7 protein-coding genes and 1 pseudogene are annotated in these 11,787 nt (G+C 73.0%); 4 read left to right on the top strand and 4 right to left on the bottom strand.

Annotated elements, in window-relative coordinates:
- Positions 1-397: pseudogene (locus tag G4D87_RS23655) on the top strand (hypothetical protein); the annotation flags it as partial.
- A 1,086-nt stretch (positions 398-1,483) separates the two neighbouring features.
- Here the strand turns inward: G4D87_RS23655 and G4D87_RS23645 are convergent.
- On the bottom strand, positions 1,484-4,342 hold the full coding sequence (locus G4D87_RS23645; RefSeq protein ID WP_205507700.1) for a PAS domain S-box protein: 2,859 nt from the start codon (positions 4,340-4,342) through the stop codon (positions 1,484-1,486).
- A gap of 231 nt (positions 4,343-4,573) precedes the next feature.
- On the opposite strand from G4D87_RS23645, the gene G4D87_RS23640 reads away from it, so the two are divergent.
- Positions 4,574-6,298 carry a sensor histidine kinase gene (locus G4D87_RS23640; RefSeq protein ID WP_205507699.1) on the top strand — a complete coding sequence of 575 codons (1,725 nt, stop codon included), beginning with the start codon at positions 4,574-4,576 and terminating at the stop codon, positions 6,296-6,298.
- A gap of 4 nt (positions 6,299-6,302) precedes the next feature.
- On the opposite strand, the gene G4D87_RS23635 is transcribed toward G4D87_RS23640, so the two are convergent.
- Both G4D87_RS23635 and G4D87_RS23630 read right to left on the bottom strand, forming a co-directional pair.
- Positions 6,303-8,819: an ATP-binding protein gene (locus tag G4D87_RS23635; protein ID WP_240358527.1), complete on the bottom strand. Its 2,517-nt coding sequence runs from the start codon at positions 8,817-8,819 to the stop codon at positions 6,303-6,305.
- A gap of 70 nt (positions 8,820-8,889) precedes the next feature.
- Positions 8,890-9,405, bottom strand: coding sequence for a GreA/GreB family elongation factor (locus tag G4D87_RS23630; RefSeq protein ID WP_163784474.1), 516 nt, complete (start codon positions 9,403-9,405; stop codon positions 8,890-8,892).
- A gap of 87 nt (positions 9,406-9,492) precedes the next feature.
- On the opposite strand from G4D87_RS23630, the gene G4D87_RS23625 reads away from it, so the two are divergent.
- On the top strand, positions 9,493-9,774 hold the full coding sequence (locus G4D87_RS23625) for a rhodanese-like domain-containing protein (protein WP_163784473.1): 282 nt from the start codon (positions 9,493-9,495) through the stop codon (positions 9,772-9,774).
- A gap of 50 nt (positions 9,775-9,824) precedes the next feature.
- Here G4D87_RS23625 and G4D87_RS23620 read toward each other — a convergent pair whose 3' ends face one another.
- A complete protein-coding gene (locus G4D87_RS23620; RefSeq protein ID WP_163784472.1) occupies positions 9,825-10,769 on the bottom strand; it encodes an alpha/beta fold hydrolase in 945 nt (314 codons plus the stop codon).
- A gap of 297 nt (positions 10,770-11,066) precedes the next feature.
- Here G4D87_RS23620 and G4D87_RS23615 point away from each other — a divergent pair.
- The coding region (locus G4D87_RS23615; RefSeq protein WP_163784471.1) for an FAD-dependent oxidoreductase at positions 11,067-11,787 on the top strand (721 nt) is incomplete at its 3' end.

The raw sequence follows: 11,787 nt of genomic DNA, 5'->3' as shown, positions 1-11,787 counted from the left end.
CCCGCAGCCCGTGGCCGTGGTGGAGGCGAAGCCGCTGGCCCCGGAGCTGGAGCCCGAGCCCCTCCGCCCGCTGCGCCGCTGGGCGTGGCTGCCCGCCGCGGGCGGCGTCGCGCTGGCCGGCGTGGGCACCGTCTTCTACCTGCAGGCGGGTGACAGGTATTCGCGGCTCGACCAGGACGGCACGCCGGACGCGCCGCTGGACGACGCGGATGGCCTCGCGTCGTCGGGCCGCCGGGCGCAGACGCTGAGCCGGGTGGCCTTTGGACTGGGCGCCGCGGGGCTCGTGGCGGGCGCGGTGATGTTCCTGCTGCCCGGTGAGCTGCCCGCGAAGGTGCAGCCCTCCGCCGCCGTGGTCCCCGGTGGGGGCATGGTGGGCCTGTCCGGGACGTTGCCTTGAATTCGAGGAGAGTCATGCGGAAGACCAGGATGCTCGGCGCCACGGGCACCGCGCTCGTGGCGGCGCTCGGCGCGGGCGCTTGCTACGACTTCGACGGCGCGCGGCAGCGCTGCAGCGACGAGGGACGCTGTGAGCCCAACGTCGCCGCCTGTACCCCCGTCCCCGGCGAGGACCTCCCCGACGACGCCTTCGCCGACACTGACTGTGACGGCGTGGATGGCCAGGCGGACGCGGGGCTCTTCATCGACCCCATGGATGGGGATGACGACGCGGGCGTGGGCACCCGGCAGGCGCCGCTGCGCACCGTGGGCCGCGCGCTGGCGATGCTGCGCGAGCTGGACGGCGGCCCGCGCCACCTCTTCCTCGCGGGCGGCGCCTATGACGAGGCGGGCCTGGTGCTGGACGTCCCCGTCTCGTTGTACGGCGGCTATGCCGGACGCAGTGGCGGCTGGCGCCGCGCCGCGGACCGCGTGGCCCTGTTCGACGCCGGCACGCTGGGGTTGACGGTGCGGGGCCTCCAGGACGCGGGCGTGCTGATGGAGTACGTGCAGGTCAGCGCCGCCACGGCGACCGGCCCCGGTGAGCCCTCCATCGCCGTGCGCATGGTGGACTCCTCCGGGGTGCGCCTGCGCCACGTCACCCTGGCCGCGGGCGCGGGTGGCCAGGGCGCCCCCGGCGCCGCGGGGGACGCGGGCCTGGGCGGCCCGGACGGAGGCGAAGGCGGGCACGGCGGCGTCGGCAACTCCGACACGGGCCAGGGCGGGACGCCTGCCTCCATCACCTGCCCGGATGACGCTCAGCCCACGGGCGGCTGGGGGGTGATTGGCAGCAGCGGCGGCAATCCTGGACGGGATGGCGGCACGGGCGGGCCCGACGAGACGGGCGGCGCGGGCGGCGCGGGCGGCGTGCCCAGCAGGAGCGCGCCCACGGCGAGCACTCCCGTCGCGGCGACCAGCAGCAGTGAGCGGTTCATTCAGGGCCTCGGGGTTGGAGGGATGCGGCACACTCGCCTGGAGTCGCCTGGGGCCGCATCGGTCACCGGGAGGAGGGTCCACCCGTTGTCCGATACGGCCTCCGCTCGCGGGCTCAGGCGTCGTGCGCCGGCTGCCGCTGCCGCACGAGCTCTTCCACCACGCCGCGGACCCGGGCTTCGTCGAAGGGCTTCTCCAGCAGCAGGTTGGGGATGCTGGCCAGGAAGTCCCGCGCGCCGGTGGTGAACGCGCCACCGGAGACGAACACGAAGCGGCGCTCCAGCCCCGCGTACTCGCGCCGCACGGCCTCGTACACGTCGCGCCCCGTCAGGTCCGGCATCATCACGTCGCACAGCACCGCGTCCGGCTCCAGCCCTCGCTCCAGCAGCTCCAGCGCCTGTCGCCCGCTGCACGCCACGTCCACCTGGTGCTCGCGGAGGATGCGCTGCAGCACCCGGCCCACCGCGGGCTCGTCGTCCACCACCAGCACCCGGCCGCGCGGCGCCTGCGGTGCTCGCCGCGCGCCAGGCTCCGAGGGCTTCTCTCGCTCCACCGTCTCCGGCGTGGGCAGCACCACCCGGAAGAGGGTGCCTCGCCCCGGCTCGCTGTCCACGGTGATGTCGCCGCCCAGGCCGCTGATGATGCTGTGGCAGATGGACAGGCCCAGCCCCGTGCCCACGCCCACCGGCTTGGTGGTGAAGAAAGGGTCGAAGATGCGGTCGATGACCTCGCGCGCGATGCCCACGCCCGTGTCCGCCACCTCCACCACCACGCGCCCGGCGCCGTCCACTCGCGTGGCCAGCCGGATTTCATGCCGGTGCGCCGCGCCCTCTGGAATCGCCTGCGCCGCGTTCACCACGAGGTTGAGGAACACCTGGCTGAGCTTGCCCTCGTTGGCCATGACGGGCGGGATGTCGCCGTAGTCGCGCCGCAGCTGCGCGCGGTGGCGGATTTCGTTGGCCGCCATCATCGCCACCGACTCCAGCACCGCGTGCACGTCCAGCGGCGACACGCGCTCTTCGTCCGGCCGGGAGAACGTCTTGAGCTGGCGGACAATCTGCCGCACGCGCTCGGCGCCCTCACACGCCTCTTGCAGCACCTCCTGCCACTCCCCCAGGTCCGGCTCGCCCTTGAGCCGCGCCTGGAGCGCCGCCGCGCCGTCTCCGGGCGGCAGGCTGCGGTTGAACTCGTCGGACAGGAAGCCCAGGTTGGACAGCACGAAGGCCAGCGGGTTGTTGATTTCGTGCGCGATGCCCGCCGCCAGCGTGCCCACCGACGCCAGCCGGTCCGCCAGCGTCAGCCGCGCCTGGAGCTGGCGCTGCTCCGTCACGTCGCGGGCAATGGACACCACCGCGGGCTGGCCGTCGAAGCGCAGCGGCAACGACACCACCTCCGCCACGCGGGTGCGCCCGTCCCTGCGCACCAGCCGCCGCTCGCCGGTGAGCGCGCCGGCCCGCACCGCGTCCGGGCTGCGCATGTCCCGCACGAACTCCGTGAGGGGGCGGCCCACCAGCTGGTCCGCGTGCTCGAAGCCCAGCGTGCCCACCAGCGCCGCGTTGGCGTAGACAATCTGGTTGTCCCGTTCGATGGCCGCCGCGTCCGGCACGCCCTCCAGCAGCGCGCGGAAGCTCGCCTCCGACAACCGCAGGGCTTCCTCCGCCTGCCGGCGCTCGGTGATGTCGCGCGCCAGGCCCTCCACCGCCACCATGCGTCCGGAGGCGTCCGTCACGGGCGCCACCACGTGCTCCAGCCACAGCGTCCGCCCGTCGGGGTGGAGGAAGCGCACCACCACGGGCGCGCCCTGGAAGGGCTCCGGCGCTTCCAGCAGCTGCTCCATCAGCGCGCGGTCTTCCTCGTGCACGCGCCGGTACCACAGCTCCGCGTCCGCGTAGTGCGCCACCGGCCCGTAGCCCAGCTTGGTGTGGGCCACGCGGCTGACGTAGGCGAAGCCGCGCGGGGGCTCGCGCCGGTACACGTAGAGGACGTCCGACGCGTTCTCCGCCAGCTGACGGAAGCGCCGCTCGCGCTCGCGCAGCGCCCGCTCCGAGTCGCGCCGCTCCAGCGTCATGGACATGGCGCCCGCCGCCGCCGACAGCAGGTCCACCTCCAGCCGGTCCCACCGCCGCGCCTCCGCGGTGTTGTCGAAGCCCACGAAGCCCGTCAGCACGCCGCGCACGCGCAGGGGCAGCGCCAACAGGGACAGGATGCCCTGCGGGTCCAGCAGCTCCCGCTCCGACGCCGGAAAGCTCTCCACCAGCCCTTCGATGACGTCACCCCGCGACAGCGTCTCCGTCCAGCGCCTCAGCGCGGGCTCCATGGGCAGGTTCTGGAGGTCCGGGTTGTCCATTTCGGGCTTCACGCCCGGCGCGCACCACTCCGCGCGCTGGCTGCACAGGACGGCGCCGTTTGGCGCCCGGTGCAGCTCGAACACGTAGACGCGGCTGGCCCCCGACGCGTGGCCCAGCGGCGCCAGCGCGGGCCCGTAGAGGTCGCCGCCATCCTGCGTGGCCAGCAGCCGCTGCTGCATGTCCACAAGCGCGGTGAGGTAGCGCTCGCGCCGCGCCAGCGCGCCGTCCGCCGCCTTGCGCTCGGTGAAGTCGTTGAGCGTGCCCGCCGTGCCCAGGATGTTGCCGTCGTCGTCGTGCATCAGCCGGGCGAACACCTCCACCCAGCGGTAGCTCCCGTCGCGCGTGAGGTAGCGCATCTCATGGCGCACGAACTCCACTTCCCCCGCGAACAGCTTCTGGAGCGGCTCCGGGTCGCGCTCCCGGTCATCCGGGTGGAGGAACTCCGAGAAGGAGCGGCCCAGGCTCTCCTCCACGCTGAAGCCGGTGATGTCCGTCCAGGCCGGGTTGAGGAAGGTCCACGTCCCCGCCAGGTCTGTCTGGAACACCACTTCCCGCAGGCTGTCGATGACGCCTCGGTAACGGTGCTCGCTGGAGGTCCAGTCAGGCGTGGAGTGCGGCTTCTGCATGATGGAACTCGAGAAAGTGGGCCGCACGGGTGGACGCAAGGTCACCCGGATGCGCTACAAAGGGCAGAGAATCTGGATTTCCGGGCAGGCAAGCAAGGGGGCTCCGATGACCCTGGCGGGCGCGGGATGGGGACGGCGCCCCTTCTGCTGTTCTGTGGGAACACGGAGGCTGCCCTTCGTCCGGGGAAGGAGACATGCCTCCATGCTGCCTCTGCTCGCGGGAAGTCTCTCATGGCCTCTGGAAGCGCTCCGCTTTCGATGATGCACCTGGACTCCGAAGAGGCGGACGCCCTGCTGAAGGAGAGCGTCCTCCGGTTGCTGCTCGAGCAGGCGAGCGAGGCACTCGTGTTGGTGGATGTCACCGGGCGTGTGCTCGCTTTCAACATGGAGGCCGGGCGTCAGTTCCGCATGAGCCGGCCCGAGCGCGCCGAGCAGGGCTGGTTGCCCGGCTGTGTATGGACGCGTGCGGAGGACGCGTCCATGTCGGTGGAGGTGCCGCCCCTGGCGCGCGCGCTCACGGGCGAGTGGGTGGCGGAGGCCCGCTGGCGGGTGCGCCGGCAGGATGGGACGCACGTCTTGCTGCGCGCCTCCGCGGTGCCGCTGGAGCACGACGAGGGCCTGACGGCCGGAGCGCTGCTGCGCGCATGTGAAGTGGCTTCGTCCGTGGGGCTGGACGCGGTGGGCTCGGCGCGGCTGCTGGCGGAGGCCGGTGCGCTGCTGGGCGCCGCGTTCGACGACGAGGCCGCGCCGCGGCTGCTCCGCTTGCTGGTGCCCGCGCTCGCGGACGCGGCGGTGCTGTACCTGGGCCTGCCCGGCGAGCCGCCGCGCCCGGTGACGGCGCTGCACGCCGAGCCGGAGCGCCATGGCCTGCTGGAGGAGCTGCTGCGCCGCTACCCCTTGCCCCCCGAGCGCGTGCTGCCGTTGTTCGGCACCGGCCAGTCGGAGCGGCTGCGGGTGACGGAGGCCCACGTGGAGGCCGCCGCGCGGGACGCGGAGCACGCGCGGCTGCTGCGGGGGCTGGGCCTGCGCTGCTACCTGGGCGTGCCGCTGGTGGCGCGCGAGCGCGTCATCGGCACGCTGGCCCTCTTCCGCGCGGATGAGATTCGTGACTTCAGCACGGAGGAGCTGCGGCTGGCGGAGGAGGTGGCCCGCCGCACCGCGCTCTCCGTGGACAACGCGCAGCTCCTCCAGGAAGCGCGCGAAGCGGTGCGCCTGCGCGACGAGTTCCTGGGCATCGCCAGCCACGAGCTGAAGACGCCGCTGACGCCGCTGCACCTCAAGGTGCAGTTGCTGCAGAAGCAGGTGGATGGGATGGCGGCCCACAACCAGCCGGTGTCCGCCGAGCGCGTGTCGGAGACGCTGGAGGTGGTGCAGCGCCAGGTGCGCAAGCTGACGAGCCTGGTGGACAACCTGCTCGACGTGTCGCGCATCACCGCGGGCCGCCTGCGGCTGGAAGTGGAGGAGATGGACCTGGCCAGCGTGGCGGCGGAAATCCTCTACCGCTTCGCGCCGTCCGCCTCGCAGCTGCAGTGTGAGCTGGAGCTGCACGCGCCGGTGCCCGTCATGGGCCGGTGGGACCGGCTGCGGCTGGAGCAGGTGGTGACCAACCTGCTGTCCAACGCGCTGAAGTATGGCGCGGGCCACCCCGTGCGCGTGGCGGTGGAGGCGGAGGGGCTCAGCGCCCGCCTGACGGTGCGCGACGGCGGCATCGGCATCTCCGCGGAGGACCTGCCGCGCATCTTCGAGCGCTTCGAGCGCGCGGTGAGTGACAGGCACTATGGCGGCCTGGGCCTGGGGCTCTACATCACCCGGCAGATTGTGGAGGCCTTCGGCGGCACGGTGCGCGCCACCAGCGAGCCGGGGCAGGGCTCCGTCTTCGTGCTGGAGCTGCCGCGCGGTGACATCCCCGAGGAGTGGCTGATGGCGCACGGCGCGCCGGAGCCGTCGTCGTCCTGAGGCGCTAGGCCGCGCTCGCCGGCGCCGCGGGCTCGGCGCGGCGGGGCAGCCGCACGTGGAAGCTGCTGCCGCGCTGGGGCCCCGGGCTCTCCGCCCAGATGGTGCCGCCGTGGCGCTCCACGATTTCGCGGCAGATGAAGAGGCCCAGCCCCAGCCCGCCGAAGTGGCGCGCCTGGGCGTTGGACGCGCGCGCGAAGGGCCGGAACAGGTCCGCCACGTTCTCCGGGGGGATGCCGATGCCCTCGTCACGCACGCTCAGCAGCACGTGCGTCTGCGCGGCCTCCAGGGACATGCGCACCGCGCCGCCGTGGGGCGAATAGCGCACGGCGTTGCTGACCAGGTTGGTGAGCACCTGCTCCAGCCGCAGCGCGTCCCAGTCGCCCTCCACCGGGTGGGCGGGGACGCTCAGCTCGAAGGTGACGCCGGACTCGGTGCGCAGCTCGAAGCGCTCCAGCACCTCGCCCAGCAGGGGGACCAGGTCCAGCCGCTTGCGCTCCAGCTCCAGCCGCCCGCCCTGGATGCGCGCGGTGTCCAGCAGGTCATCCACCAGCCGCGTCAGCCGCTCCGTCTGCCGGGCCATGGAGCGCAGCGCCTTGAGCAGCCGCTCGCGCTCCGGGAAGTCTCCGCTCCGCTCCAGCCGCTGGAGGGTGAGCGCGGCGAAGCCCTTGAGCGGGGTGAGCGGCGTGCGCAGCTCGTGGCTGGCCACGCTGAGGAACTCCTCGCGCGCGCGCACCGCCTCCTTCAGCTCCGTCTGCGTGGCGCCCGTGCGGGCCGCCATCTCGTTGAAGCCCCGGGCCAGCTCGCCCAGCTCGTCGTCCTCCTCCACGTCCACGCGCTGGGACCAGTCGCCCGCGGTCAGCGCGGCGGTGGCGGCGCGGAGGCCGTCCAGGCGGCGGATGACGTCGCGAGCGACCAGCTGCGACAGCAGCAGGGCCATGAGGACGCCCAGCAGCACCAGGCCCACCACCGCGGCGCTCATGCGCGTAATCGCGGCGTAGGCCACCACCAGCTCCTGCGTCACCAGCACGCTCCACTCCGTGCCTTCCACGGGGGCCTCGGCGGCGAGCATGCGGCGGTCCGCCGCGTCGAAGGCCTCCAGCACGCCGATGCCGGGTCGCACCAGCTCCAGGCTGAGCGCGTCCGGCAGGTGCGCTTCGCCCAGCAGCGGCGCGCCAGGCGCGGTGTCGCGGAGCACCTTGAAGCCGCGCCGGTCCAGCACCTGCACGCGGAAGCGCCGCGACGCGGGCGTGGTGGCCTGGCTCAGGCGCTCCAGGGACATCAGGCCCACCAGCATTCCGCGCACCTCGCCGTCCTCGCGGAAGGGCTGCGTCACCGCGACCAGGGGCTGGCCGGGCGGACGGATGAAGGGCGGGGACACCTCGGCGCCCCGGGTGAAGGCCGGGGGCAGGAAGGCGCGCGGCTCCAGGTTCCACCCCGCCACGCTGGGAGACGCGGCCAGGATGTGGCCCTGGGTGTCCACCGCGAGCGCCGCGTCGAAGGCGCGCTCCTGGGCCGCCAGGTTGACCAGGTAGGGCTCCAGCCGCTCTGGCGCGGCCGCGGCGAAGGCGGCGCGGAAGCCCGGCGACTCCAGCATCAGCGCCAGGGACTCGCCCGCGTCGTCCAGGTAGCGCCGCAGGAAGTCGGCCTCGCCCGCGGCGGCGCGCTGCGTGTCGTCGCGCACCTGCTGTTCAATCGCGTTCTGCGCCAGGTACGCCGCCAGCCCGCCCAGCGCCAGCAGCGGCACCAGCCCCGCGAAGGCCAGCCCGCGCAGCAGCTTCCACCCCACCGTGCGCGGCGCGCGCGGCCGCCAGTCCAGGGCCTGCGCGACACAGGCCAGGGTGAGCACCGCGTACACGCAGGCCCCCAGCCACGACGCGCCCCGGCCCAGCGCGTACGCGAGCAGGGCGAAGGGCACCGCCAGCCCGCCCATGAGCAGGGCCGGCAGCCGGCGGTGGAGCCACTGGGAAGGCAGCAGCAGGCCCACGCCGCAGACGGCGAAGAGCAGGCCCACCAGGGGCCGCAGGGGCGCGAGGTGGGCGTAGACGGAGAGCGGGAAGCGCTCGGGCACCATCAGCATGGCCACGCCGAACGCCGCGCCGGTGAGGGCCGCGAAGGTGCGCAGCACGGGGCGCCGGCGCATGGCGGGCCAGGCCTCCAGCACCACGCCGCCGAAGAGCACCGGGTAGAGGATGATGCCCGTGAAGCTGCCGGGCAGGACGTTGAGTACCCACCAGTACAGCGCCATGGCCGCGCCCAGCAGCAGGCGCCCCGTGACGTCCAGCCAGCGCGGCGCGCGCGGATACAGCAGCGCGCCCATGAGCATGATGCTGCCCGTCAGGTACGTGAGGCCCAGCAGGCGCACGTAGGGGTAGAGCGGCCGGAAGGAGGCCACCCGGAACTCGTACGGGACGTACGTCATCAGCACGCCGAACATCAGGCCCACGACAGCGGCGGGCCAGGTGAGCGGCAGGAGGGCCGGTGCGGGCGGCGCCTGGATTTGCGGTGAAGGCGAAGAAGACATCTTTGCGGATTCACGCGCGAGGGGCGCCATGGGCGCTACGGCCCCCCGGGCTTTCGTCGAAGGCTCGACATCACGCGACCTCGAGCACCGTCCACTCGCGGACCTCGCCCGCGAGCATCACTTCCACTGTATCACCCGCCTTGCGGCCCATGAGGGCGCGCCCCACGGGGGAGGCGGGGGTGATGACGGACAGGAAGCCGTCACCGCCCGGACCCGTCAGCTCGGTCCCCGCGCCAGCGGGGAGGACGAAGAAGGTCCGTTCGGAGAAGCCCTCCTCGTCCTCGGTGCTGACGTCCACGATGGCGCCCAGCGCCACCGGGCCTTGCCGGGGGAAGCGCGGGAACTCCGCTTGGCCAAACTTCGTCAGCGCCTGGAGTTCTTCCTGGACCCGGCGGGCCCGGTTGGCCTGTCCGGTGGCGAGGCTGCCGAACTCCAGGGCGGCGCGGCCGTCCTCTTTCTTCTCGGACTCCGTGGCCAGGCTGCGGGCGGCCTCGCGGGCCTCCGCCTCGGCGCGGTGGGCCAGCCGGTCGCTCTGCTGGAGGCGGTCCGCGAGCTGGCCCAGGAGTGCATGCTTGTCGAGTCCCATGGGTGGTACAGAACTGTAGCGTCCACGGCGGACACCTCCAGTTTTCGGCCAGTCGCCCCCCCACCGGCCTGGGCTTAGAGTGGGGGCATGACACCCCAGGAACTCTCGGAGAAGGCCCGGCAGCTCGTCGCCGGAGGCGCGGTGCTGCTGGACGTGCGCACGCCGCAGGAATTCCAGGAAGGGCACCCCGAGCCCGCCCGGAACATCCCCGTGCAGGAGCTGCCCCGCAGGCTGGCCGAGGTGGGCCCGCCCGGCACGCGCGTGGTGGTGTACTGCGCCGCCGGTGGCCGCAGCGCCCAGGCCGCGCAACTGCTTCATGCCAACGGCTTCCTGGACGTCTTCGACCTCAAGTCCGTGAAGAACTGGTAGCCACCGGAGGCAGGTGCCCGGTGCGTCCCGGGCACGCGCTTCCAGCCGTCCTACCCGCGAGTCACTTCGCGCAGGAAGCGGTGCACGTCCTGGTTGAAGCGCCGCGGCTGCTCCGCGTGGGGCGCGTGGCCCGTGTTCGGGTACAGCTTGAACTCGGCGTCCGGCAGGGCGTTCACCAGCGCCCGCTGGTCGGCGACGGGGAAGAAGCCGTCCTGGTCACCGCCCACGACGAGCACCGGCACGCGGATGCGGTTCAGCCGCGCCGAGTGGTCCTCCGCGAGCATGCCGTCCAGCGCGTCCTGCCACACGCGCGCGGGCACCTTGCTGCTCTCCGACACCAGCGTGTTGATGTACGACGCCGGGACAGGGCGCACGAAGGTGCTCTCCTGGAACGCGCGGATGAACTCCGGGTCGACCGTGCCCTCGAACGTGTCCACGATGGACTTCAGCTCCAGCGCCACCGGGTTGCCGGCGACGGTGGGCGCCGAGCCGACGAGCACCAGCCCCTTCACGCGCCGCGGGAAGTCCAGCGCCACCTGCTGCGCGATGAAGCTGCCCATGGAGTGGCCGACGAGGATGGCGTCGCGCTCGCCCACCGCGTCCAGGAAGGCGTCCACGTCCGCGGCGAAGGACTGCTGCGTGTAGCAGCACGCCGGGCGCGTCGAGTCCCCGTGGCCGCGCTGGTCCAGCACGTAGACGTGGTGGTTGCGCGGGAAGGTGCGCAGGTTCAGGTCCCACGTGTGGTGGGAGTCCGAGTAGCCGTGGAGGAACACCACCGCGGGGCCCAGCGGCCGTCCCTGCTCCACGTAGCGCAGCGTCACGCCGGTGCGCAGGCGGACGGAGCGCTCACGGGGCGTGCCGAACAGCGCCTGCTCGGTGGAGGCGACCTCCGCGCCTTCGGGCGCCAGCCGCGTGTCGTTCGAGTCTGACTCCGGCGCGGGACCACAGGCGGCGAGAACGGGAAGAGCGAGCAGGGCGGCGAGGAGCTTCCTCATGCGTGAATGCCTCGGGGCTCTCCGGCGGGAAAGTCCGCCGGTGCATCGAGAAGTCTACGGCTACCTCTGACATTGCCTCGCTGGAAGTGACTCGCGGGGTTGGTGCGTACCCGCTTTTCAGAGGGGAGAGTCAGCGGAAACCCGCTCGAAAACGCACCGTGGGCGGAAGGTTCTCGCGCGGACGGCAAGCCTGTCACGGCCGTGCAACGCGGGGCCCGCGTAACCTTTCGGCCCCCGCCTTCGTGGTGTCGCTGGATGCCCGGAATTTCACCGGGCCTTTTCGGTGGAGGGCGGCACATGAAGGCACCTCGGGTGGCGGTCATCGGCGGAGGATTGGGTGGCCTGGCGGCGGCGGCGCTGCTGGCGCGGGGCGGTGGCGCGGTGACGCTCTTCGAGCGCTCGAAGCACCTGGGCGGCCGGGGTCGGACGTCGGACGTGGAGGGCTTCCGCTTCAACCTCGGCGCCCACGCGCTGTACCAGGGGGGCGCGGGGATGCGCGTGCTCGGCGAGCTGGGCGTGAAGCCCCGGGGTGGCATGCCCGGCGCGGGCGCGTACCTGCTGAGCGGCGGGCGCCTGCACACGATGCCGCGCGGGCTGGTCTCCATGTTGACCACGGACGCGCTGGGGCTGTCGGGGAAGCTGGAGCTCGCGAAGCTGCTCGCGGGGATGGGACGCGTGGACCTGGCGCCGCTGGCGAACATCACCATGCGTGACTGGGTGGAGCAGCACCTGTCGAGCGAGGACGCTCGGGCCTTCATCCTGGCGCTGACGCGGGTGCTGACCTACTGCGCGGACGTGGACGTGATGAGCGCCCAGTCCGCCGTCGCCCAGCTCCAGGCGAGGCCGGACGTGCTCTACGTGGACGGCGGGTGGAGCACGCTCGTCGCCGAGCTGGAGACCCGCGCCCGTGATGCGGGCACACGGCTGGAGCGCTCCGCGCGGGTGAGCGCCGTCCTGCTGGAGGATGCGGGCTCGCGCGTTCGGGGCGTGCGGCTCGTGGATGGGACGGAGCACGCGG

The sequence above is a fragment of the Myxococcus vastator genome (assembly GCF_010894475.1).
Classification (GTDB): Bacteria; Myxococcota; Myxococcia; order Myxococcales; family Myxococcaceae; genus Myxococcus; species Myxococcus vastator.
The sequence above is the reverse complement of the archived record's forward strand: the minus strand, read 5'-3'. Positions and strand labels throughout refer to the sequence as shown.

Coding starts and splice junctions, on each gene's coding strand:
- G4D87_RS23645 (WP_205507700.1), bottom strand. CDS start 4,342: ATGCAGAAGCCGCACTCCACGCCTGACTGGACCTCCAGCGAGCACCGT.
- G4D87_RS23640 (WP_205507699.1), top strand. CDS start 4,574: ATGGCCTCTGGAAGCGCTCCGCTTTCGATGATGCACCTGGACTCCGAA.
- G4D87_RS23635 (WP_240358527.1), bottom strand. CDS start 8,819: ATGTCTTCTTCGCCTTCACCGCAAATCCAGGCGCCGCCCGCACCGGCC.
- G4D87_RS23630 (WP_163784474.1), bottom strand. CDS start 9,405: ATGGGACTCGACAAGCATGCACTCCTGGGCCAGCTCGCGGACCGCCTC.
- G4D87_RS23625 (WP_163784473.1), top strand. CDS start 9,493: ATGACACCCCAGGAACTCTCGGAGAAGGCCCGGCAGCTCGTCGCCGGA.
- G4D87_RS23620 (WP_163784472.1), bottom strand. CDS start 10,769: ATGAGGAAGCTCCTCGCCGCCCTGCTCGCTCTTCCCGTTCTCGCCGCC.